This is a genomic window from Actinomycetospora soli (assembly GCF_021026295.1).
In the GTDB taxonomy this organism is placed as follows: Bacteria; Actinomycetota; Actinomycetes; order Mycobacteriales; family Pseudonocardiaceae; genus Actinomycetospora; species Actinomycetospora soli.
On record NZ_JAJNDA010000002.1, the window covers coordinates 389,129 to 411,879 of the forward strand.

At 74.2% G+C, this 22,751-nt stretch carries 18 protein-coding genes; 9 read left to right on the forward strand and 9 right to left on the reverse strand.

The window, feature by feature from the left end:
* Window positions 1-10: 10 nt before the first annotated feature.
* Complete coding sequence (locus LN037_RS04425) at window positions 11-550, reverse strand: SCP2 sterol-binding domain-containing protein (protein WP_230750184.1); 540 nt, start codon at window positions 548-550, stop codon at window positions 11-13.
* A gap of 83 nt (window positions 551-633) precedes the next feature.
* Between LN037_RS04425 and LN037_RS33350 the strand changes: the two genes are divergently transcribed.
* Entirely contained in the window at window positions 634-1,257 is a 624-nt protein-coding gene (locus tag LN037_RS33350; RefSeq protein WP_230750186.1) for a TetR/AcrR family transcriptional regulator, read from the forward strand.
* 200 nt (window positions 1,258-1,457) lie between these two features.
* On the opposite strand, the gene LN037_RS04435 is transcribed toward LN037_RS33350, so the two are convergent.
* Window positions 1,458-1,862 (reverse strand): hypothetical protein, encoded by a 405-nt coding sequence (locus LN037_RS04435; RefSeq protein WP_230750188.1) that lies wholly within the window; start codon window positions 1,860-1,862, stop codon window positions 1,458-1,460.
* 131 nt (window positions 1,863-1,993) lie between these two features.
* Between LN037_RS04435 and LN037_RS04440 the strand changes: the two genes are divergently transcribed.
* Window positions 1,994-3,979, forward strand: a complete 1,986-nt coding sequence (locus LN037_RS04440; protein ID WP_230750189.1) for a sensor histidine kinase — start codon at window positions 1,994-1,996, stop codon at window positions 3,977-3,979.
* Complete coding sequence (locus LN037_RS04445) at window positions 3,976-4,608, forward strand: response regulator transcription factor (RefSeq protein ID WP_230750191.1); 633 nt, start codon at window positions 3,976-3,978, stop codon at window positions 4,606-4,608. Before LN037_RS04440 ends, LN037_RS04445 begins: the two co-directional genes overlap by 4 nt.
* Before the next feature lie 130 nt (window positions 4,609-4,738).
* On the opposite strand, the gene LN037_RS04450 is transcribed toward LN037_RS04445, so the two are convergent.
* Window positions 4,739-6,229: an FAD-dependent oxidoreductase gene (locus LN037_RS04450; protein ID WP_230750193.1), complete on the reverse strand. Its 1,491-nt coding sequence runs from the start codon at window positions 6,227-6,229 to the stop codon at window positions 4,739-4,741.
* An 11-nt stretch (window positions 6,230-6,240) separates the two neighbouring features.
* Window positions 6,241-7,146, reverse strand: a complete 906-nt coding sequence (locus LN037_RS04455) for an AurF N-oxygenase family protein (RefSeq protein ID WP_230750195.1) — start codon at window positions 7,144-7,146, stop codon at window positions 6,241-6,243.
* Between the two features lie 177 nt (window positions 7,147-7,323).
* Between LN037_RS04455 and LN037_RS04460 the strand changes: the two genes are divergently transcribed.
* The 4 genes from LN037_RS04460 (at window position 7,324) to LN037_RS04475 (ending at window position 11,932) form a co-directional block, all read left to right on the forward strand.
* Window positions 7,324-8,514 carry an ATP-binding protein gene (locus tag LN037_RS04460; protein ID WP_230750197.1) on the forward strand — a complete coding sequence of 397 codons (1,191 nt, stop codon included), beginning with the start codon at window positions 7,324-7,326 and terminating at the stop codon, window positions 8,512-8,514.
* A gap of 243 nt (window positions 8,515-8,757) precedes the next feature.
* Entirely contained in the window at window positions 8,758-9,057 is a 300-nt protein-coding gene (locus LN037_RS04465) for a GroES family chaperonin (protein ID WP_255693213.1), read from the forward strand.
* A complete protein-coding gene (locus LN037_RS04470) occupies window positions 9,054-11,051 on the forward strand; it encodes a VanW family protein (protein WP_230750201.1) in 1,998 nt (665 codons plus the stop codon). Before LN037_RS04465 ends, LN037_RS04470 begins: the two co-directional genes overlap by 4 nt.
* Window positions 11,048-11,932, forward strand: coding sequence for a DUF1206 domain-containing protein (locus tag LN037_RS04475; protein ID WP_230750203.1), 885 nt, complete (start codon window positions 11,048-11,050; stop codon window positions 11,930-11,932). Before LN037_RS04470 ends, LN037_RS04475 begins: the two co-directional genes overlap by 4 nt.
* A gap of 62 nt (window positions 11,933-11,994) precedes the next feature.
* Here LN037_RS04475 and argG read toward each other — a convergent pair whose 3' ends face one another.
* Together argG and LN037_RS04485 are read right to left on the reverse strand one after the other, a co-directional pair.
* Window positions 11,995-13,410: an argininosuccinate synthase gene (argG, locus tag LN037_RS04480; RefSeq protein WP_230750205.1), complete on the reverse strand. Its 1,416-nt coding sequence runs from the start codon at window positions 13,408-13,410 to the stop codon at window positions 11,995-11,997.
* Window positions 13,411-13,532: 122 nt separating this feature from the next.
* Window positions 13,533-15,392, reverse strand: coding sequence for an acyl-CoA dehydrogenase (locus LN037_RS04485; protein WP_230750207.1), 1,860 nt, complete (start codon window positions 15,390-15,392; stop codon window positions 13,533-13,535).
* A gap of 181 nt (window positions 15,393-15,573) precedes the next feature.
* On the opposite strand from LN037_RS04485, the gene LN037_RS33355 reads away from it, so the two are divergent.
* On the forward strand, window positions 15,574-17,988 hold the full coding sequence (locus LN037_RS33355; protein ID WP_230750209.1) for an FUSC family protein: 2,415 nt from the start codon (window positions 15,574-15,576) through the stop codon (window positions 17,986-17,988).
* Here LN037_RS33355 and LN037_RS04495 read toward each other — a convergent pair.
* From LN037_RS04495 to LN037_RS04505, 3 genes are all read right to left on the reverse strand, one after another.
* Entirely contained in the window at window positions 17,931-19,226 is a 1,296-nt protein-coding gene (locus LN037_RS04495; RefSeq protein ID WP_230750211.1) for a D-arabinono-1,4-lactone oxidase, read from the reverse strand. The genes LN037_RS33355 and LN037_RS04495 overlap by 58 nt on opposite strands.
* A 107-nt stretch (window positions 19,227-19,333) precedes the next feature.
* Window positions 19,334-19,921, reverse strand: coding sequence for a DoxX family protein (locus LN037_RS04500; RefSeq protein WP_230750213.1), 588 nt, complete (start codon window positions 19,919-19,921; stop codon window positions 19,334-19,336).
* Window positions 19,922-20,117: 196 nt separating this feature from the next.
* Window positions 20,118-20,666: a hypothetical protein gene (locus tag LN037_RS04505; RefSeq protein ID WP_230750215.1), complete on the reverse strand. Its 549-nt coding sequence runs from the start codon at window positions 20,664-20,666 to the stop codon at window positions 20,118-20,120.
* 393 nt (window positions 20,667-21,059) lie between these two features.
* Between LN037_RS04505 and LN037_RS04510 the strand changes: the two genes are divergently transcribed.
* Window positions 21,060-22,715 carry an SDR family oxidoreductase gene (locus LN037_RS04510; protein ID WP_230750217.1) on the forward strand — a complete coding sequence of 552 codons (1,656 nt, stop codon included), beginning with the start codon at window positions 21,060-21,062 and terminating at the stop codon, window positions 22,713-22,715.
* Window positions 22,716-22,751 lie beyond the last annotated feature (36 nt).

Sequence of the window (22,751 nt, forward strand, 5' to 3'; positions counted from 1 at the left end):
GGTTCGCACCTCAGGCGGAGGGGATGGTGAACATCTTCTGCAGGGCGGTGGCGAAGCCGACGTCGCCGGAGACCTTGAGCTTGCGCGTCATGAACAGCGTGATCGGGTTCGCGTTGTTCGTGACGACCTTGAGGAACTCGGTGCCGTTCATGAACAGCTCGGTGCGCGGTTCCTCGTCGAGACTGGTGGAGACCGTGCAGGCGCCGTGCTGCATCGCGGTCTGGTAGTCGTCGCTGCCGCCGCCGGGCGCGCCCGTGACGTGCCAGTGCACGACCTGGCGCTTCGAGCTCGCGCCCTTCGACGAGTAGAACTCGCTCATCCGGCCGAAGATCGCGTCGATCACCGGACGCCGGGCGTCGGAACTCATGATCGCCTCGAGCTGCGACTTGCTCGCGCCCTTCACGAGGCGGGCGAAGATCGACGGGTCCACGCCCTTCGACCCCTCCGGCTCGGAGAGCGCGTCGCGGAGGGCACCGACCAGCTCGTCGTTGGACAGCTTCTTGAGGTCGACGCTGCGACCCAGCTCGTTGACGTCGATCTTCTCGGCCACGGTCTCCACTCCGAGTGCGTTTCCAGGTACCAGCGGTCCCGCTGACGCTCGCTACTTTACGCAGCAGTAGATAAGATGCAAGCGTGACCGCCGGAACACGCCGCCGCCTCGCTCCCGAGGTCCGCCGCCGCCAGGTGCTTGACGCGGCCATCGCGGTGTTCTCCGAGGAGGGGCTGCACGGCGCGTCGATGGACGCGATCGCCGCGCGCGCCGGCGTCTCGAAGCCGCTGGTCTACGCGCACGGCGGCACCAAGGACGAGCTGTTCGCCGCGTGCCTCGCGCGGGAGGCCGACCGACTGGTGTCGACACTGACGGCGGCGGGTCTCCCCGACGGCGGGTCGGGCGACCCGGGTGCGCGCGTGCGGCTGCGGCGGGCGCTGCGCGCCTTCTTCGGCGCCGTCACCACGCACCGGCAGGGGTGGACCGTGCTCTACCGGCAGGCGTCGGTGGGCGAGTTCGCCGGGCCGGTCGACGCGGCGCGGCGGAGCATCGTGCTGCGCGCCGCGGAGATGCTCGCCGCGGAACTGGGCGGGTCGGTCGAGGCGGCGGAGCCGATCGCGCACACGCTGGTCGGCGCGGCGGAGGGGCTCACCGACTGGTGGCTCGGGGGCGACCACGTCGTCGGCGACCAGGAGCCGGCCGACCTCCTCGCCGACATGCTCATGGCCGTGGTGTGGCCGGGCCTGGACGCGTTGCGGCAGTCGTAGTCGCTCGCGCTCCCGTGGCAGGAAAGCGTCGTTGCTGTCATCCAGTGGCAGGTTCGCCGCATCGTCGATCCGGCCGAGAGCCGATGACCGGCGACGATGGCGACCTGCTCCCACTGGATGCGCGCAGCTCGCCATCGACGCCCGGGGCCCGATCGCGGCGTCTACGGGCGTCTAGCGCGAATGCGAGACGACCGGATATCTCACGAGGCGAGCGCGCGGGAGCGACCCGGGATCATCAGCCCGGTCACCCCGATCACCGCGACGACCAGGGCCAGCAGGAGCAGGCCTCCCTCCGAGCCCAGGAACGTCTCGTCGCCGAACAGTCCGGACGAGACGATGGACAGGCCGGGTACCGCCAGCAGGGCGACGACCGCGCCGACCAGACAGCCGGCGATCGTCGTGACCCGGCTGCGGCCGGCCGTCAGCTGCAGCGTCAGGGAGCAGGACCCGACGAGCACCCCGGCGAGCCCGAGGAAGAACGCGACCACGTCCAGCTCGCCGCCCGAGTAGCCCTGCACCGCGATCGCCACCCACTTGACGGACCAGCACACCGCGCCGACCACTCCCGCCGTCCCCGTGATGCGGATCCAGCTCGTCCGATCCATCGCCGTCCCCCTCGAACCCGTCCAGCTGACGAGGCCCAGGAGAGCGCGGCCGGAACCACGATCGGTAGGGCGCGGATGTCCCGCTCGAATCGGGACATTCCGACCATGGTGCGGCGGGACGTCGCTCCGCCATGCTCGTCGTCGTGTCCCCCGCCGCGGAGCGTCGACGCTGGCCGTGGGGGGTGGCCGGGCTCGCCGGCGCACTCTCCGTGGCGGGGGCACCACTGGCGGTCGCGAACGGGGCGTTCGCCGGCGTCGAGGGCATCTACCTGGGCGACGCGATCACCGGCGCGGTCGTGCCCGCAGCGGGCGCGCTGCTGCTGGCCCACCGTCCCCGGGACCGCGTCGGGTGGGTCCTGCTCTCGACGGCGGGCCTCGCGCTCAGCTTCTTCCTCGCCGAGTGGTCCGGGTTCGGCCTGCACACGGCGCCCGGGTCGCTCCCGCTCGCAGCCCTCGCCGGCTGGGTGTCGGAGATCGTGTGGCTGCCGTTCCTCGCGCTGCTCACCCTGCTCCCACTGTGGTTCCCGACCGGCCGAGTCCCCTCCCGCGCCTGGCTCCCGTTGCAGGTCGTCGTGCTGGCTCTCTTCGGAGCTCTCCTCGTCGCCTGCCTGCTGCACCCGCGACTCGAGGACGGGACGCCGAGCCCGGTGACCGGACACCTGCCGGAGTGGCCCATGGACGTGGTCCGCGGCCTCACGACGGCGCTGGTGTTCAGCTCGCTCGCGTGTCTGGCGAGCCTCGTCGTGCGCTACGTCCGGGCCGACCGGGCGGATCGGCTCCGGATGCGCTGGTTCGCGCTCGCGATCACCGTGGCCGTGGGCGTCACGTTCCTGCCCGGGATCCCCACCACCCTGAACGACGTGCTCAGCGGCGTCGCGACGAGCCTCGTCGCCGCCGCCGTCCTCGCCGCCGTGCTCGGAGGGCTCCACGGGCTGGACACGGTGGTGGACCGGTCGCTGGTCTACGCCATCACCGCGGGTGCCACGTACCTGCTCTACGTCGTGGTGGTGGCCGCCGGCGCCGCCGTCCTCCCGGAGGCCGCGGGCTTCCTGGGCATCGCCGCCGTCGCCCTGGCCTTCGCGCCCGCCCGGACGGCCGTGGGCCGGGGCGTCGACCGGCTGCTCTACGGCCGACGGTCGGACCCGCTCGTCGCCCTCCGCGAGTTCGGGACCCGGCTCGACGACCCGTCCCGCGAGGACCGCCCGGGAGACGGCGGGGCGGCCCTGCGCACCGTGCAGGAGGTCCTCCACGTCCCGGGCGCCGCTCTCACGGGCGAGGACGGGACCGTGGTCGCGGCGGTCGGGGAGCCCGTCGACGGACGACGCACGCACACGGTGCCGCTGCGCGCCCGGGGCCGGCTCCTCGGGTCCCTGACGGTGGCCCTCCGGCCGGGGGAGACGGGACCGGACCCTCGCGACGAGGCCCTGGTCGACGCCCTCGCCCGCGTGCTCGCCGGCACGCTCGACGCCCAGGCCCTGGCCGTCGACCTGCAACGGGCCCGGGAGCACCTCGTGCTGGCCGGGGAGGAGGAGCGGCGCCGGCTGCACCGCGATCTCCACGACGGCCTCGGCCCGGTGCTCTCCCACTCGGTGCTCGCCCTGGACGGATTGCGCCGCGAGCTCGGGCCGGATCGGGCCGATGCCGCCGGCGCCGCCACCCTGAAGAGCACGCTCCAGGACGCCCTGGTCGACCTCCGCCGCCTCGTGCACGGGCTCCGCCCACCGGCCCTCGACGACGTCGGGCTCGTCGCGGCCCTCGACAAGCACGTCGACCTCGTCGCCACCGGGGACCCGGCCGTCGCACTCGAGGCCCGGGACGTCCCCGACGACCTCCCCGCCGCCGTCGAGGTCGCCGCCTACCGGATCGCCACCGAGGCGCTCACCAACGTCACCCGCCACGCGGGGGCCACGACCTGCACCGTGCGGCTGACGGTCGCCGCCGGACACCTGCACGTCACGGTCGTCGACGACGGCCACGCCGCCCCGGACGCCGTCCCCGGCGTCGGGTTGACCTCCCTCCGGCACCGGGCGGAGGAACTCGGCGGCGACCTCGAGGTCGTCCACGCTGCCGACGGCACGACCCTGAGCGCGCACCTGCCGCTGCACGAGGGCGCGTGAGCGCCGTGCGCGTCCTGGTCGTGGACGACCACCCGCTCTTCCGCTCGGGCCTGCGCGCGATGATCGACCGGGTCGACGGCGTCGAGTGCGCGGGGGTGGCCGCCTCGGGGGAGGAGGCCCTGGACCTGGCGGGCTCGGTCGAGGTCGACGTGGTGCTGCTCGACCTGCGGATGCCGGGGATCGGCGGACTCGAGACCTGCCGCCTGCTCCTCGCCCGACCGGATCCGCCCGCGGTCGTGGTCCTCACCATGGTCGAGGAGGACGTGTCCGTGGCGGCCGCCCTGCGCGCCGGTGCCCGTGGCTACCTGTTGAAGGGCGCGGACGAGGCGGAGATCCTGGCCGCCCTCGCGCTCGCCGTGGCAGGTGGCACGGTGCTCGGGCCCGCCGTTCCGGTCGGCGCCCTCGACCACGGCGGCTCCGCGGCCGGGCCGTTCCCCGAACTCAGCGAGCGCGAACGGCGTGTGCTCGACCTGCTCGCGGCGGGCCGACCCACCGCCGGGATCGCCGCCGAGCTCTCGCTGAGCACGAAGACGGTGCGCAACTACCTCTCGGCCGTCTACGCGAAGCTGCAGGTCGAGGACCGGTACGCGGCCATCGCGCTGGCGAGGGCGCGCGGTCTCGGGCGCTGATCGGACTCTCTCGGCCCGTCTAGCGTCGCCGCGATACGACGGGATACGACCGGATACGCCGCGATCACCGGGACGAACGACGCGTTCGCGGCCTCCAGCGGCACCGCTGGGTGGTCCGAGCGCGGGCCCCTCACCGACGCGAGAGCCGCCGCACCGCCCGGCGGACCGGGTTGCGCGTCGCACCCGCGCCCAGCACCCCCGCCGCGCCGTCCGCGATCAGCGACGCGACCGTCTCGGCCGCGTCGGCCCGGTTGGCGCCGATGCCGCCGGACGCACCGCGCTTGATCCACCCGACGACGTAGGTGGCCGGGCGGTCGGTCACTCGGCCCTCGACGTGCGGCACCCTGCCCGACGACGGGTCGAAGGGCAGCCCGGGCACGGCCCGGCCGCGGTGGCCGATCGCCCGGATCACCGCGCCGGCCTCGAGCAGGTCGCCGCCGACGAGACGGACGCCCTCCACGTGCCCGGAGCCCACGATCTCCTCGGGCGCGGCGTGGAAGCGCAGCACCACCCGCCGTCGGGAAGGGGAGGGCTCGGGCGCGGACGAGAGCAGCGGGACCTCGCGCAACAGGCTCGCGGTCTCCGTGGGGTCGGCCGCGGCGATCGACGCCGCCACCTGCGGGTCGTGGTCGTCGACGACCACCTCGAGGTCGTCGCGGCGCAGCAGCCCGAGCAGCTCGCCCCGGGTCCACGCCGCCTCGCGCGGACCGCGGCGGCCGAGCAGGACGACCTCGCGCACCGCGCTCCGGCGCAGCGCGGCCAGCGCCCCCGGAGCCACGCCGGCGAGCGCGTCGGGGTCGGCCGCCAGGACGCGCGCGATGTCGAGCGAGACGTTGCCGGTCCCGACCACGACGACGCGCGGGGCGGACAGGTCGACGGCGTCGGCCGGGATCTCGGGGTGGCCGTTGTACCAGCCGACGACCGTGGTCGAGGCGAGGTTGCCCGGCAGGTCCTCGCCGGGGAGGCCGAGGTCGCGGGACTCGGCGGCGCCGACCGCGTAGATCACCGCGTCGTACTGCCGGCCCAGGTCCTCCGCCGTGACGTCGCGCCCGACCTCGACGCCCAGGCGCATCCGCACCCGGTGGTGGTCGTGGTACCGGGCGAAGTGCTCGCCGATCCGCTTGGTCGAGGCGTGGTCGGGGGCGACGCCGAAGCGCACCAGCCCGCCCGGCTCGGTCAGCCGGTCGATGATCGTGACGTGGGCGGTCGTGTGCAGGAGCAGGTCCTCCACCGCGTACATCGCGGCCGGGCCGCTCCCCACCACCGCGACGTCGAGCCGCGGGAAGTCCGCCGGCAGCACGCGGTCGAAGCGCACCGGGTCCCACGCGTGGAACAGCGGGGACCCGGCGAGCGCCGCCGGGGCCTCCCGTCCGGCGTAGTACTCGGCGTTGACCTCGGCGTACTCCCGCAGGGACCCGACCAGGTTCTCGACGGGGAACACCGCGTCGACCGGGCAGACCTCGGCGCACGCGCCGCAGTCGATGCAGGCCCGGGGGTCGACGAAGAGCATGTCGGTCGACCCGAAGTCCGGCTCGCCCGGCGCGGGGTGGATGCAGTTGACCGGGCAGGCGGAGACGCACGAGGCGTCGACACAGCACGACTGCGTGATCGCGAACGGCACGGCGTGACCTCTTACAGGATGTGCGCGGCGCGGTAGATCGCCCGCGCCGGACGGGTCAGCAGGCCGACCGAACCGAGGAACTCCATCAGCTCCGCGCAGCTCGAGCGCAGCATCGCGCGGTGGTGCTGGTTGGCCTTCGCCTCGCGCAGCGCCCGCTTCGGGTCGAGGCCGGCGTTCTCGTAGACCTTCCGGCTCCACATGCTCGTGACGATGAAGTAGGCCGCGAACGCGACGAGGAGGGCCTGGGCCCGACGACGGACCGGGCCGACGCCCTCGAGCCGCTCCCGGGTCTCCTCGCGGGCGAAGCGCATGTGCCGCGCCTCCTCGACCACGTGGATGTTGTTGATCGTCCGCGCGAACGGGGCGACGCGGTCGTCGCGCATCCAGTCGCGCTGCATGACGTCGAGGACCTCCTCGGCGACCAGGATCGACGCGTACGCGGCCTCGCCGGTGGCCACGGCCTTGAACACGCGGCCGCCCTCGATCACGTGGCGGGCCGGCCGGTAGGCGGGCGCCCCGAGCTTCTGGGCGCCGCGGGCGAACATGATCGAGTGCCGGCACTCGTCGGCGATCTCGGTCAGCGCCCACTGGAACGCCGGGTCCGTCGGGTCCTTCGCGTAGAAGTCCCGGATGACCATCTGCTGCAGGATCATCTCGAACCAGATGCCGGTGCTGGCGACCGACGCGGCCTCCTGCCGGGTCAGCGCCGCGCGCTGCTCCTCGGTCATCTCGTCCCAGTAGGACGTGCCGTAGAGCGTGCTCCACTCCGGGCTGCAGCCGTGGTGGGCGGGGTCGAGCGGGGTCTCCCAGTCGACCTCGGCCAGCGGGTCGTAGGAGAGCTCCCCGGCCGACCGGAGCAGCCGTTCCGCGACGTCGTCCCGCCGCCCGGTGCTCGGGGTGTTCTCGACGGTGGTCATGGTGCTGAACTCCTCCGTACCGACGGTCACTGTTACCTGCGGTTACCCGTACCAACGGTAACTGATACACGGTGTCCGTCGACCCGCGACTGTCTCCGCCGTCACACCCGCGACACGCCGATCGCCGTTTCTCGCGACGTATCGGACCTGATCTAGAGAGCGCCATACGCTCCGAGCGTGGATCCGGTGCGCAACCCGTTCGCCCCCGGCGCCGGACAGCGCCCGCCCGAGCTCGCCGGCCGCGACCGCGAGCTGCACGCCTTCGACGTCGTGCTCGAGCGCGTCGCCCGCGGCCGGCCCGAGCGCAGCCTCGTGCTCACCGGGCTGCGCGGGGTCGGAAAGACCGTGCTGCTCGGGGAGCTGCGCTCGATGGCGGTCCGGGCAGGCTGGGGCGCGGGGAAGATCGAGGCACGCCCGGACGCGGACCTGCGGCGCCCGTTGTCCGCGGCGCTGCACCGCGCGGTCCGCGACCTCGCGGTCCGCCACCGGGCCCCGGACCGGGTCGAGGAGACGCTCGGCGTCCTGAAGGCCTTCGCGCTCCGGGCCACGCCGTCCGACGCCAAGCTCAAGGACCGCTGGCAGCCCGGCATCGACGCGCCGGTCCTGTCCGGGCGCGCCGACTCGGGGGACATCGAGATCGACCTCGTCGAGCTGTTCGGCGTGGTGGCGGAGCTCGCCGCGGACGTCGGCGTCGGGGTCGCCCTGCTCATCGACGAGATGCAGGACCTGCAGCTCGACGACATCTCGGCCCTGTGCGCCGCCTGCCACGAGCTCTCGCAGTCCGGGGCGCCGCTCGTCGTCGTCGGGGCGGGCCTGCCGCACCTGCCCGCCGTGCTGTCCGCTTCGAAGTCCTACTCCGAGCGCCTGTTCCGCTACGTGCGGATCGGCCAGCTCGACCGCGCGGACGCCGACTTCGCGCTCACCGCGCCCGCGAAGCGCGAGGACGCCGAGCTCACCCCGGCCGCGCTCGACGCGCTGTACGAGGTCTCCGGCGGCTACCCCTACTTCGTCCAGGCCTACGGCAAGGCCGCCTGGGACGCGGCGGTGCAGAGCCCGATCGACGCCGACGACGTCCGGGTCGCCGCGCCCGACGCCGGCGCGGAGCTCGCCGTCGGCTTCTTCGGCTCGCGCTACGAGCGCGCGACCCCCGCCGAGCGCGAGTACCTGCAGGGCATGGCCGAGCTCGCCGAGGGCCGGGACGAGGCGGTGCAGACCTCGAAGCTCGCGGCGCACCTGGGCAAGCGCGCCTCCTCGCTCTCCCCGGCCCGCGACAGCCTGCTGCGCAAGGGCCTCGTCTTCTCCGCCGAGCGCGGGTGGATCGCGTTCACCGTGCCCCACTTCGGCCGGTTCCTCCTGGGCCGCGACTGAGCCCGTCGCTGCTCCGGACGAGTGAACCTGCCGGGGGCGGTAACGAACGACGGGGCCCGGACGACACCCCTCACGAGCCCCGTGGCGCTGCCGGACCCCCGACCTGGCAGGGCCACGGGGCTGCTTCGTGTCCGGGCCCGGGAACACCGCCGCGACACGCTCGGGAGCGCCCGCCCACCCGGGGGTGCGATACCGACCTCCCCGTACGATTCGCGCGTGTCGGACTCCCGGCTGGAAATCCAGATGCTGCACGACCGCGTGCTCGTCGCCCCCTCGGCCGCCGAGGGTGAGCGCCGCAGCACCGGCGGCATCGTCATCCCCGCGACGGCGTCGGTGTCGAAGCGGCTGAGCTGGGGGGACGTGTACGGGACCGGGAACCACGTGCGGACCGTCAAGGTCGGCGACCGGGTCCTGTACGGGCCGGACGACCACGCCGAGGTGGAGGTCGACGGCCGGGCGTTCGTGGTGATGCGCGAACGCGACGTGCACGCCGTGGCCAGCGAGAACATCGAGCCGACCAGCGGGACGGGGCTCTACCTGTGACGACACCTTCACCGGACTCCCCGGGGGACACCCGCCTCGAGTCGACGGGCGGCGACGGACCCGGGCCCGACGCCGAGGCGACGCGCGCGATGTCGGCCGAGCCGGGTCCGCCGGCCGGGCCGCCGTCGGCCTACGACCCCGACGCCGAGGCGACGGTCCAGATCCCGCCGGTCGCCGGGCCGCCCGGGGAGGGCGCTCCCGACGGAGCGAGCGAGCACGCCGACGGGGGGTCGAGCCGGTCCCGCCGCACGCTCCTCGTCGCGGGGGCGGCGGTCGTCGGACTGCTCGCGGTCCTCTACGTCGGCGACCTGCTGATCTCCGCCACGAACGTGCCGCGCGGCGTCACCGTCGCGGGCGTCGAGATCGGCGGCATGAACCGGCTGGCCGCCCAGGAGGCGCTCCGCACGGAGCTCGGCCCGCGCGTCTCCCGCCCCATCACCCTCGTCGCGGGCGGGGGCCCCGAGGCCCGCACCACGACGATCGACCCGCGCGCCGCCGGACTCGACCTCGACGTCGCCGCGACCATCGACGAGGCCGGCGAGCAGCCGCTCAACCCCTTCACGCGCCTGTCGTCGTTCTTCGCCGACCGCGAGATCGCGCCGATCAGCAAGGGCAACCCGGTCGCGATCGGGCAGGCCGTCGACGCCGCCCGCCCGCAGCTGGACCGGCCGTCGGTCGAGGGCACGATCCGCTTCGAGGGCGACCGGCCGGTGCCGGTGCCCTCGGTGCCGGGCGCGATCGTCGACAGCCGCACCGCCCCCGACGTCGTGTTCGCGCACTGGCTCGACTCGGCCCCGGTCGGCCTCCCGGTCACCGAGCAGCCGGTCACGGTCACCCAGGACGGGATCGACACCGCGCTGCGCGAGGTGGCCACCCCCGCCGTCGCCGGCCCCGCCTACGTGGTGGGCGACGCGAAGAACGCGACGCTCTCGCCCGAGGAGATCGGGTCGTTCCTGAAGTTCGACCCGGACGGCTCCGGCGGGCTCACCCCGCGCGTGGACGTCCCGGCCGCCGAGCGGGTGGCCGAGCGCGACCTCGCCTCGACCGAGGCCGAGCCCAAGGACGCCACCTTCGCCTTCGAGGGCGCCGGCGCCACCGTCGTCCCCGCCGTCACCGGCCGCACCATCGACTACGGGAAGACCTTCGAGGGCCTCGTGGAGGCGCTCGGCCGGCCCGCGGACGCGACCCCGCCGACCACCTTCACCCCGCCGCCGGTGCCGCCGGGCGCGACGCCCGCCCCGCCGCCGCCCGCGAGCGGCCGCGCGGTGAACGCGGTGTACACGACGACGCCGCCGAAGGTCACCACCGAGGCGCTGCAGGCCCTCGGCCCGGCCACCGTCATCGGCGAGTTCCAGACCAACGGCTTCGCCGCCGACTCGGGGCAGAACATCAAGCGCGTCGCCGAGATCGTCAACGGCGCCACCGTGAAGCCCGGCGAGACGTTCAGCCTCAACGGCTTCACCGGCCCCCGCGACGCCAGCCAGGGCTTCGTCGAGGCGGGCATCATCGACGACGGCGTGCCCGGGCGCGGCATCGGCGGCGGCATCTCGCAGTTCGCGACGACGCTGTACAACGCCTCGTACTTCGCCGGCCTGCAGCAGGTCGAGCACAAGGAGCACAGCTACTACATCAGCCGCTACCCGGCCGGTCGCGAGGCGACGGTGTTCGAGGGCGCGATCGACCTGAAGTTCCGCAACGACGGTGACACCCCGGTGCTCATCCGGACGCAGTGGACCCCGTCGTCGATCAAGGTCCAGATCTACGGGCAGAAGCGGTACGACGTGACGTCGCAGACCGGCCCGCGCACCAACCCGGTGGCGCCCGGCACCCGCGACCTCTCCGACAACCCCCGGTGCAAGCCGTCCAAGGGCGTCGGCGGCTTCACCATCACCGACACCCGGGTCCTCAAGGACGTCCGCACCGGCCAGACGAAGTCCGAGCCGCGCACCGTCCGCTACAACCCGGAGCCCGAGATCACCTGCGGCGGCGGGTGAGCACCGGAACGTCCGGGGACGGCGCGGAGGGCGGGGCGGACCGCGCCGCCCGCGAGGTCCGGGGCGCCCTGGAGGGGCTCGGCCGCAGCGGGGAGGGCGAGGCCCCGGCGCGCGGCATCGAGCTCCTCGGTCGCGTCGGGCTGGTCGCCTACGGGGTCGTCCACCTGCTCGTCGGCGGGATCGCGGTGCAGATCGCGCTGTCCGGCGGCGGGCAGGCCGACCAGCAGGGGGCGCTGGGCGCGATCGCGGCGGAGCCGTTCGGCGTCGTCGTGATCGTGGTGATCGTCCTGGGGCTGCTCGCCTTCGGCGTCTGGCAGGGCCTGGCGGCCCTCACCGGGTTCCGGTGGGCGAGCGGGTGGGACCGCGCCCAGAAGCGGATCGGCAGCGGGGCCCGCGCCCTGGCGGTCCTCGGGGTGGCCGTCCTCGGGGTGCGGCTGCTCGTCACCGGGTCGTCCGGCTCGTCCACCGGCGGCTCGCAGCAGGCGACCGCCGGGGTGCTCGCGCTGCCCGGCGGCCGGCTGCTCATCGGCGTGGCCGCACTCGTCGTGCTGATCGCCGCGGGCGCCACGGCCTGGACCGGCGTCCGGCGCGACTTCCTGGAGGAGCTCGACCGCTCCCGCCTCCCGTCCTGGGCGCGGAGCGCGATGGTGCCCCTCGGGGTGGCCGGGCACGTGCTCCGGGCGGTCGCGTTCGGGGTGATGGCGGTGCTGTTCGCCCTCGCGGCGCTCACCGCCGACCCCCGTCGGGCCGGCGGCCTCGACGCCGCGCTCAAGACCCTCGCGGGGCAGCCGTTCGGCGTGTTCCTGCTGCTCGCCGTGGCGCTGGGCTTCGTGGCCTTCGGCCTCTACCTGTTCGCGGAGGCCCGGGCGCGCCGGGTGTAGGTGGCCTGCGGCCGTGTGAGCACTTTCGGTCGCCATAGCGACCGAAAGTGCTCACGTGGACGTCAGTCCACCCCGGACTCCATCGCCGCCCGGTCCAGGGCCGACTCGTCGGTGCCCTGGTCGTCGCCGCGGCCGGTGATGGCGTCCGCGCGGCCCTGCTCGAGCTCGCCGACGAACGCGGCCTGACCCGTCAGCTGACCGAACGCGGCGTACTGCTCCAGCTTGGTGCGGGAGTCGGCGATGTCGAGGTTGCGCATCGTCAGCTGGCCGATGCGGTCCAGCGGACCGAACGCGGCGTCCTCGGTGCGCTCCATCGAGAGCTTGTCCGGGTGGTACGAGAGCGCCGGGCCCTCGGTGCGGACGATCGTGTAGTCCTCGCCGCGGCGCAGGCGCAGGGTCACCGAGCCGGTGACGGTCCGGCCGATCCACCGCACGATCGACTCGCGCAGCATGATCGACTGCGGGTCGAGCCACCGGCCCTCGTAGAGCAGCCGACCCAGGCGGCGGCCCTCGTTGTGGTAGTTCGCGATCGTGTCCTCGTTGTGGATCGCGTTCAGCAGCCGCTCGTAGGCGATGAACAGCAGCGCCATGCCGGGCGCCTCGTAGATGCCGCGGCTCTTGGCCTCGATGATGCGGTTCTCGATCTGGTCGGACATGCCGAGCCCGTGCCGGCCGCCGATGCCGTTCGCGGCCATCACGAGGTCCACGTTGTTCGCGAACCGCTCGCCGTCGATCGCGACCGGGTAGCCCTGCTCGAACGTGATCGTCACGTCCTCGGGCTCGATCGCGACCGCGGGGTCCCAGAACCGGACGCCCATGATCGGCTCGACGACCTCGAGCGACTCGTCGAGGTGCTCGAGGGTCTTCGCCTCGTGCGTGGCGCCCCAGATGTTGGCGTCGGTGGAGTACGCCTTCTCCTTGCTGGCGCGGTAGGGCAGGTCGTGCTCGGTGAGCCACTGGCTCATCTCGGCCCGGCCACCGAGCTCGTCGACGAACTGCGCGTCCAGCCACGGCTTGTAGATGCGCAGCTGCGGGTTCGCCAGCAGGCCGTAGCGGTAGAACCGCTCGATGTCGTTGCCCTTGTAGGTCGACCCGTCGCCCCAGATCGAGACGCCGTCGTCCTGCATCGCCCGCACGAGCAGCGTGCCGGTGACGGCGCGGCCGAGGGGCGTCGTGTTGAAGTAGACGCGCGAGCCGGAGCGGATGTGGAAGGCGCCGCACATCAGCGCGACGAGACCCTCCTCGACGAGCGGCCCGCGGCAGTCGACCAGGCGCGCGATCTCCGCGCCGTACTCCTTCGCGCGGTCGGGCAGCGTGGCCATGTCGTCCTCGTCGTACTGCCCGAGGTCGGCCGAGTAGGCGCACGGCACGGCGCCGTGGTGACGCATCCAGGCCACCGCGACGGAGGTGTCGAGACCCCCGGAGAAGGCGATGCCGACACGCTCGCCGACCGGCAGATTCGTCAGGACCTTCGACACGTCGCAGAACCTATCTCCCGGGTGCCTGTGACCCAGGAATCACCCGCCCCGAACAGCAGGAAAGCGTCGTTGCTGTCATCCGGAGACAGCAACGACGCTTTCCTGCCGCAGGGCGGGGTCGATCAGAACGAGGCGACGTCCAGATCCATCAGGGCGTTGTCGGCGCCCTCGACGATCGCGCGGCGCGCGGTCAGCTCGGGCAGCACGCTCTTCGCGAAGAAGTGCGCGACGGCGATCTTGCCCTCGTAGAACGCGGTGTCCTTGGCCGAGGCGCCGCGGTCGAGCGCGCCGATGGCCACCTCGGCGCCGCGCAGCAGCAGGTAGCCGATGAGCATGTCGCCGACCGAGAGCAGGAAGCGGACCGCGTGCTGGCCGACCTTGTAGAGGTTGCGGACGTCCTCCTGCGAGGAGGTCAGGTAGCCGACCATCGAGCCGAGCATCGCCTGCACGTCGGCGAGCGCGGTCGCGAGCAGCGCCCGGTCCTCCTTGAGCCGGCCGTTGCCGGCCTCGGACTCCAGGAACGTCTGGACGAGGCCGGCCACGTGCACCAGTGCCTGGCCGTTGTCCTTGACGATCTTGCGGAAGAAGAAGTCCTGCGACTGGATCGCCGTGGTGCCCTCGTACAGCGAGTCGATCTTGGCGTCGCGGATGTACTGCTCGATGGGGTAGTCCTGCAGGTAGCCGGACCCGCCCAGGGTCTGCAGCGACCCGATCAGCTGCTCGGAGGCGCGCTCCGAGCCGACGCCCTTGACGATGGGCAGCAGCAGGTCGTTGACCTTCTCCGCGAGCGCGACGTCCTCGGCGCTGACCGATCCGGACTCGGCGTCGGGGGCCGACCCGAGGCGCACGGTGTCCTGGTAGGTCGCAGTGAACGCGTACACGGCACGCAGGCCCTCGGCGTACGCCTTCTGCAGCATGAGGCTGCGGCGGACGTCCGGGTGTGCGGTGATCGGCACGCGCGGCGCGGTCTTGTTCGTCTGCTGGGTGAGGTCGGCGCCCTGGATGCGCTCCTTGGCGTACTCGAGGGCGTTGAGGTAGCCGGTCGAGAGGGTGCCGATGGCCTTGGTCCCGACCATCATCCGGGCGTACTCGATGACCTGGAACATCTGCGCGATGCCGTCGTGGACGTCGCCGAGCAGGTAGCCGACCGCCGGCGTGCCGTGGGCGCCGAAGGTGAGCTCGCAGGTGGCCGACGCGTTCAGGCCCATCTTGTGCTCGACGTTCGTCACGAAGGCGCCGTTGCGCTCGCCCGGCTCGCCGGTCTGCGGGTCGAAGTGGAACTTCGGCACGAGGAAGAGCGAGAGGCCCTTCGTGCCCGGCTTCGCGCCCTCGGGGCGGGCCAGCACGAGGTGGAGGACGTTCTCGACGAGGTCGTCGGAGTCGGCCGAGGTGATGAAGCGCTTCACGCCCTCGATCGACCACGTGCCGTCGCCGTTGTCGCGGGCCTTGGTGCGGCCGGCGCCGACGTCGGAGCCGGCGTCCGGCTCGGTGAGCACCATCGAGGCGCTCCAGCCGCGGTCGACCATGACCTGCGCCCAGTGCTTCTGCTGCTCGGTGCCGTTGCGGTAGATGACCGAGGCGAAGTTCGGGCCGGTCATGTACATGAAGACCGGCGCGTTGGCGCCCAGGATCATCTCGGCCGCCGACCACTGGATCGACGGGGGCACGCCCATGCCGCCGATCGCGTTGTCGGCCGACAGGCGCCACCACTCGGCGTCCCACATCGCGCGGTAGGACCGCTTGATGCCCTCGTCGAGGTGGGCGGTGTGGGTCTGCGGGTCGAAGCGGACCGGGTTGCGGTCACCGGACTCGTAGGACTCCGCGAGCGGCCCCTCGGCCAGCGCGGCGGCCTCGTGGAGGAGCGCGCGGGCGGTCTCCTCGTCGGTCTCCGCGAACGGACCCTGCCCGAACCGGTCCTGCACGCGCAGGAGCTCGAACAGCGTGAACTCGATGTCGCGGACGTTGGCCTTGTAGTGGCTCATGACGTGGCTGCTCCGTGCTCCGTCGAGAAGGCCCGTCGTGGGGTGACGCGGCGGGCTCGAGCCGGTCCGTACCGGCGGGTAACTGCAGGCTATTACCCCCCGGTAACCGTGTCGAGAGTGGATCCCGCCCCGCGTGCCGCGTGGGAGACTCCGCCCGCGACGAGAGGAGCGGCCGGGCACCGTGGGCACGACGAGGGCGATCGAGTCGCTGCGCACCCTGCTGGTGACCGCCGACCCCGGCCTGGCGCGGCTGCGCCTCGCGTCGGTCGCCGTCGCGTCCATGGCGATCGCCGCGGGTCTGGTCGCCTGGGGCCGGGCCGCCCTCGTGCCCGACGAACCGGTGACGGTCGTGCTCTTCGCCGGCGTCCTCGCGATGATCTCCAACCTGGCGGTCAACGAGAAGACCGTCGCGCGCCAGCGGGTGACGACCGCGCTGATGGTGCTGCCGGCGCTGGCATCGACGACCGTCGGCACGCTGCTCTCCCCGTACCGGGTCGTCGCCGACGTGGTGTTCGTGGCCGTGATGATCGGCGCGGTCTACGTGCGGCGCTACGGCCCGCGCGGCTTCGCCCTCGGCATGGGCGCGTTCATGCCGTTCTTCTTCACCCAGTTCCTGCAGGCGAAGCCGCCGCAGATCCCCGCGCTGTGCGTGGCCGTGCTCCTCGGGCTCGGCACCACGCTACTGCTGCGCGGGGTCCTGTTCGCCGAGCGCCCCGAGCGGACGCTGCGCCGGCTCGTGGACGCGTTCCGGGCGCGCGCCCACGAGATGGTGCTCCGGGTCGACGAGGTGTTCGCCGAGGCGCAGCAGGGAGCGGCGCGGGCGCCCGGGGCGGAGCACGAGCAGGTCGGGGACGCCGTCCTCGAGCGGCTCTACCGCGCCCGCCGCCGGCTCAACGAGACCGCGCTGCTCGTCGAGGACCAGCTCGAGTACAGCGCGGCGGACCGGGTGTGGCCCGGGCTGGAGAACGACCTGCTCGCGCTGCGGGTGGTGGACACCGAGCTGGGGCTGGAGCGCCTCGGCGTCGCCGCCCGGCGACTCGTCCGCGCCGACGACGAGCAGCGTCCGAGCCCCCTCGCGCTCACTGCACTGCGGACCGGGCTCACGCACCTGGCCCGCGCCACCGACCGGCGGGTGCCGCACCGGCAGATCCTCTCCGAGCTCGCGGACGCGCGGGGGGCGGTCGCGGGCCTGGTGGCGGACACCGGCCGCGGACACGAACGCGTCCAGCGGGCCGCCTTCGCGGTGCGGCGCACCGCGGACTCGGTCGAGTACGCGCAGCGGGACCTCCCCGCGCGGCCCGGCGAGGCGACGACCGAGGGCATCGTCCTGCCCGGGGTGCCGCGCTCGACGACGGCCGCCTCCCCGATGGCCGTCGCCGCCGAGGCCGCTCCGGACGGCATCGCGCACGGGCGGCCGGACGCCGCGGCGGGGGCCGGGACGCCCGAGCCGGACGACCCGCCGTCGGAAACGGACGGGGCACCCGACCGGGACCGCGGCCTGCTGCTGACCACTCGGCAGTCGATCCAGGTGGGCGTGGGCACGACGATCGCCATCGGGCTCGGCGAGCTGCTCGCGCCGTCGCGCTGGTACTGGGCGGTGATCGCCTCGTTCGTCGTCTTCGCCAACACCTCCAGCCGCGGCGACCTGCTCTCGCGCGGGTGGGGCCGCGTGGTGGGCACGGTCGGCGGGGTCGCGGCGGGGATGGCGCTCGCCGCCCTCACCGCCGGGAACCAGGTGCTCTCGCTGCTCCTGCTGTTCGTGTGCGCGTTCCTCGCGCTCTACCTCGTGCGCGTCTCGCCGGGGATGCTGGCGTTCTGGATCACCGCGGTGCTCGCCCTGGTGTACGGGCTGATCGGGCAGTTCAGCGTCGAGACGCTGGTGCTGCGCATCGAGGAGACGCTGGTCGGCGTGCTGGCGAGCGTCGTGGCCGCGTTCCTCGTGCTGCCCAAGGGCACCCGGGAGGCGTTCGGCGAGGCCGTCGAGGAGTTCGTCGACGCCGCGGACGCGGTGCTGGAGGCCGGGGTGGCGACGGTCCTCGGCCGCGGGCGGGGCGGCCCGGCCGCCCTGGAGGGCGCGCGGGACATGGACACCGCGCTGGCCACGCTGCGCGCGCGGACGAAGCCGCTGCTGGTGAACACGCCCAAGCGCCGGGGCCGCTCCAGCCACCGCCGGGCCCTGCGCGTGTTCACGATCGTCGACCACTACGCGCGCTCCCTGGCCCGGACCGGCGCCGAGCTCGGGTCCGACCCCACGCCGGGCTGGGCGCCGACCCTCGAGCCCGCGCTCGCCGCGGTCCGGGCGAACCTGGACGGGCTGCGCGACGTCGTGGTGCGCGGGAAGCGGCGCTCCGACGGCGGGCAGGTCCTCGTGCACTCCGCCGAGGAGCTCGTCGACCGCGCCGAGGAGCAGGCCGCCCGCAGCCAGGACCCGCGCCGGCGCAACGACGCCCTCGTCATCGCCCGGCTGCTGCGGCGCATCGACCAGGCCGTCGTCGCGCTCGCGATCGACCTCGGCGCGGCGGCGGACCCCGACGACGATCAGTCGCCGAGCAGGCGGGCGAGCGCGGGGTTGGTGAACACGCGGTCGGGGTCGTAGTCGTCGCGCACCCGCGCGAAGTCCGCGAAGCGCGGGTAGGCCGACGCCACGTCGACGGCGTCGAAGTCGTGCCGGGTGCCCCAGTGCGGCCGCCCGCCGTGGGCCCGCATCACCGAGGCCGTGCGGGCGAGGACGGGCCCGGGGTCGGTGCCGCGCGGGACGCGGACGGCGACCCAGCCGGTGTCGCGGCCGTAGGCCGGGTGCAGCCAGCCCCGCTCCGCGGGCCCGACCCGCATCCGCACGGGCAGCCCGGTCTCCAGCCCGTCGGCGAGCTGGGCCAGCAGCGCCCGCAGGCTGCCGACCAGCACCTCGCGCGGCACGGCCCACTCGGTCTGCTCGTAGCGGACCGCGGGCGGGTTCGAGAGGACGCGGTGGCCGGCCCCGGTCGCGGACACGGTGCGGGCGAGGCGGGAGACGACCCGGTTGAGCGACGGCGCGAGGCGGGGGAGGGCCCGCTCGACGACGACGGCCCCGCCGAGCGCCGTGCGCCCCGTGGCCCCGGCGCTCGTGACGCCCACGCCGCGTTCGGGCTCCTCCTCGTCGGCGGAGTCCGCGACGCGTGCCCACCGGGCCAGGGCGGTCGGCGACGACGGGAAGAGGGCCGCCTCCGCGAGGTCGTGCGACTCCCAGAACGCGGGGTCGAGCACCTCGTCGACGGGGCGCTGCGTCCGCGTCACCGTCATCGGCGTCGCCGGCACGACGGCCAGCTCCGCGTCGAGGACGACCCCGAGCGCCCCGAGCGCGGTGCGGGCGGCGTCGAGGTCGGCGCGCGGGACGTCGCGCACCCGGCCGCGGCCGTCGACCACGCGCAGCGCGAGGACCTGCTCGGCGAGGGATCCCCGGGTCGCGGCGCTGCCGTGCGCGCCGACCGCGAGCGCCCCGCCGAGGGTCGGTGCCGCCAGGTCGAGCGGCACCGGGAGGGCGAGGCCGCGCTCGGCCAGCCCCTCCTGGAGCTCGCCGACGGTGGTCCCGCCGCGGACCCGCACGACGGCCTCCCCGGAGGCGGCCGCGGGGCCGCCGATCGCGGAGACGCCGGTGATGCCGGCGAAGGCCGAGCAGTCGAGGTGGACGCCGTCGGTGACGGCGAGGTCGGAGAACCCGTGGCCGGCCCCGACCGGTCGGACCGTCTGCCCGCGCTCGGCGGCCCGCCGGACCACCCCGGCGACGCCGGCCTCGTCGAGCGGACGCGCGGTGGCGACGGGCCGGCAGCGCTGCCCGCCCGACCAGTTCGTCCACACCCGTCCCACCCTAGGGGCCCGACCCTGCGCCGAACGCACGAACGGCCCGGTCCCCGCCCCGAGGGCGAGGACCGGGCCGTCCGGGTGGAACCGGGGTGGGACCGGGATCAGGCGACGAAGCGACCGATCGCCACGTCGACCGCGTCGCGCGCCGTGGCGCCCGCGGTCCCGGCGGCCGACTTCGCCTGCCCGGCGAAGTCGTGCTCCTGCGCCGACCCGGTGAGCTCGCGCGTCTGCTTCGCGAGCTTGCGGGAGGCCCGGCGGGCCCGCCAGCCCAGCGACGGCTTCCCCTCGGTGTCGACCGCGGCGAGGATCAGGCCGCCGAGCAGCCCGAGGTTCTTGAGGAAGTGGATCTCCTGCGCGGAGCGGTCCGCGGGGTTGTCGACCTCCCAGAACGCGTGGCCGACGACCGTGGTCGGGATGACACTGGCGGCGAGGGCGAGCGAGGCGATCCGCGGGAACTTCCCGAGCGCGAGCAGCACGCCCGCGCCGATCTTCACCCCGGCGTCGATGCGCACGAGCTGGTCGGGCTCGGTGGGCGCCTGCGGCGGGAGCTTGTCCCCGACCGCGTTCTCGGCCTGCTGGATCTTCGGCGCCGCCATCCCGATGCGTGGCTCCGGGTTGAGCAGGGTGTCGATCCCGCCCTTGATGAACACCGCGGCCAACATCGGCCGGGCGAGACGGCGGACGAGCATGGGGAGGACCTCCTGCGATCGAGGGGACACCGGCGCTGGCCGGGGCGATACCCCGCGTCGGTCGACGGCACACCTCGTGCCGTCACGACGGAGGGCCCCCCGCGCGGTGCGCGAGGGGCCCTCGGCCGGCGTCGAGCCGGGTCGTGCTCGTGCTCACGGGCGTGCCGGACACCCCCGACGGGTCCGGTCCGCGACGTCAGCGACGCAGGACGTGGCGGCCGCTCTCCGGCTCGCTGCGGGGACGGCGGCGCCGCTCGGCGCGGCGACGCAGTTCGTCCTCCGGGGACCCGACGGGGCCGAGGTCCTGCGACACCGGGGGCGGGGGGACCTCGTCGACCGGCGCGAGGCGACGGCGGCCGCCGTCCTGCGCGGGGAAGGGACCCGAGCCCGGGTGCGGCTCCGGGATGTAGCCGTGCCGCTCGCCCGCGGCGTGCGGCGTGTGCCGGTAGCGCCCGCCCTCGTAGCGGCGCTCGTGGGAGACCTCGTGCGCCACGGACCGGAAGATCGGCTCCGCCTCGAACGGGTCACCCGGCGTCGCCGCGAGGGCGGGACGCAGGCGCTCCTGCCGCGCCCGCTGGTCGGCGAGGAAGCGCTCCCGCGCCCACTGCTCACGCACCCGCGCGTCGGGCTCCGCACGCCGCTGCGCCCCCACCGGCTGCAGGCGCGCGGGTTCGTCGTACGTCCACGACCCCGTGTTGTCGAGACGCCATCCACCGCGCACCGTCTCGTCGCGCCAGACCCACATCGTTCCCCACCTCCGCCGTTGCACCACACGGTCCTACCGCGCTGCGACGAACAGCCGTGTCCACTGCTGCGCCGCGCGTCTGCAGGGCCCAACGGCACCCCGGCCGCGCACCTTTCGGGCGACGCGCCGATCAAATCGCGACACGCCCGAAGACCCCCTGGTCGTGTGTCACTCCAGAGGAGCAGAACCACATCCGTGTCGTTCGACCCCGGACCGGTCACCGCGGGTCAGGTCGACGCGCTCGATCGGGCACCCGGGTGATTCGCCCGCCCCGGCGGGACGCACACGGCCGGTCGTCCACCCCATCGAGCGGATGCGCACGGTGGTGGCACACCCCATCGAGGCAGGTCGTGGCGCGCCGCGGTGCTGCGCCGCGACGCCGCAGCCGGGACCATGACGGGCGTGAAGTGCGTGGTGACCGGCGCGACCGGCTACATCGGCGGACGTCTCGCGCCGCGGCTCGCGGCCGAGGGCCACGAGGTGCGGTGCGTGGTCCGCACCCCCGCGAAGATGCAGGACATCCCGTGGGCCCAGCAGGACGCCGTCGAGGTGGTCGCGGGCGACGTGCTCGACGAGGACTCGATGCGGGCCGCCTGCGAGGGCGCCGACGTCCTGTTCTACCTCGTGCACTCGCTGTCCGAGTCGGGCTTCGCCGAGGTCGACCGCCACGCCGCGCTGATCACCGCGGAGGCGGCCCGGTCGGCCGGTGTCCGCCGGGTCGTCTACCTCGGGGGCATCCACCCCTCGGGGGTCACGCTCTCCGAGCACCTCGCCTCGCGGGCGGAGGTCGGGGAGATCTTCCTGCGCTCCGGGGTCCCGACCGCCGTGCTGCAGGCCGCGGTGATCCTCGGCTCGGGGTCGGCCAGCTTCGAGATGCTGCGCTACCTCACCGAGCGCCTGCCGGTGATGCTGACGCCGAGCTGGGTGCACCACCGCGTGCAGCCGATCGCGATCCGCGACGTCCTGCACTACCTGGTCGGGGCGGTCGACCTGCCGTCCGACGTGAACCGCTCGTTCGACATCGGCGGCCCGGACGTCCTGACCTACCTGCAGATGATGGAGGGCTTCGCCGAGGTGGCCGGGCTGCCGCCGCGGCGCATGCTGCCGGTCCCGGTGCTCACCCCGCGGCTCTCCTCGCACTGGGTGAACCTGGTGACCCCCGTCCCGCGGTCCACGGCCGTCCCGCTCATCGACTCCCTCATCCACGAGGTCGTCGCCTCCGAGCACGACATCGACTCCTACGTGGCGCCGCCCGCCGAGGGCCTGACGAGCTTCCGGCGCGCGGTCGACCTCGCGCTCACCCGGATCCGCGAGGGCCAGGTGGAGACGCGCTGGTCGGGCGCCAACGCCCGCTACGCGCCGTCCGACCCGATGCCGTCGGACCTGCTGCCCTCCGACCCGGAATGGGCCGGCGGCACCGTCTACACCGACGTGCGCGAGCGCCCCTCGGCGGCGCACGCCGACGCCCTGTGGAAGGTCGTCGTGGGCATCGGCGGCAACCGCGGCTGGTACTCGTTCCCCATCGGCTGGTGGGCGCGCGGCGTGATCGACCGACTGGTCGGCGGCGTCGGCCTGCGCCGGGGCCGCCGCGACGAGGACAGCCTCAAGGTCGGCGACGCGCTCGACTGGTGGCGGGTGGAGGAGTGCACGGAGGGACACGCGGGCGGGGCCGACCGCTCGTCCACGGTGCCCGACCTCGAGGACGGCGAGTACCTGCTGCGCCTGCGTGCCGAGATGAAGGCGCCCGGGCTCGCCTGGCTGGAGCTGCGCGTGGCCCCGCGCCCGGGTGGGTCGGTCTACCGCCAGCGCGCGATCTTCCTGCCGAAGGGCCTCGCGGGGCACGCGTACTGGTGGGTGATCGCGCCGTTCCACGTGCTCGTCTTCGGCGGGATGGAACGGCGCATCGTCGCTGCCGCCGAGCTCGCCGAGGGCAGCGGACCGCTCGCCGTTCCCGACGACGGGCGTGGTCCGCTCGCGGCGCTCCGGCGCCGCCGGCGCGACCGGGCCCTGCGCGACGCCGAGAAGGCGCGCAGCCGCGTCGGGGCGTAGGGGTGGCCTGCGGCCGTGTGACCACGAGAGGTGGCT

Bases quoted from the DNA above. Each gene is read 5' to 3' on its own strand.
- LN037_RS04440 (WP_230750189.1), top strand. From the start codon at position 1,994: ATGCTCGTCGTCGTGTCCCCCGCCGCGGAGCGTCGACGCTGGCCGTGG.
- LN037_RS04455 (WP_230750195.1), bottom strand. From the start codon at position 7,146: ATGACCACCGTCGAGAACACCCCGAGCACCGGGCGGCGGGACGACGTC.
- LN037_RS04435 (WP_230750188.1), bottom strand. From the start codon at position 1,862: ATGGATCGGACGAGCTGGATCCGCATCACGGGGACGGCGGGAGTGGTC.
- LN037_RS04500 (WP_230750213.1), bottom strand. From the start codon at position 19,921: ATGCTCGTCCGCCGTCTCGCCCGGCCGATGTTGGCCGCGGTGTTCATC.
- LN037_RS04465 (WP_255693213.1), top strand. From the start codon at position 8,758: ATGCTGCACGACCGCGTGCTCGTCGCCCCCTCGGCCGCCGAGGGTGAG.
- LN037_RS04510 (WP_230750217.1), top strand. From the start codon at position 21,060: ATGACGGGCGTGAAGTGCGTGGTGACCGGCGCGACCGGCTACATCGGC.
- LN037_RS04485 (WP_230750207.1), bottom strand. From the start codon at position 15,392: ATGAGCCACTACAAGGCCAACGTCCGCGACATCGAGTTCACGCTGTTC.
- LN037_RS04505 (WP_230750215.1), bottom strand. From the start codon at position 20,666: ATGTGGGTCTGGCGCGACGAGACGGTGCGCGGTGGATGGCGTCTCGAC.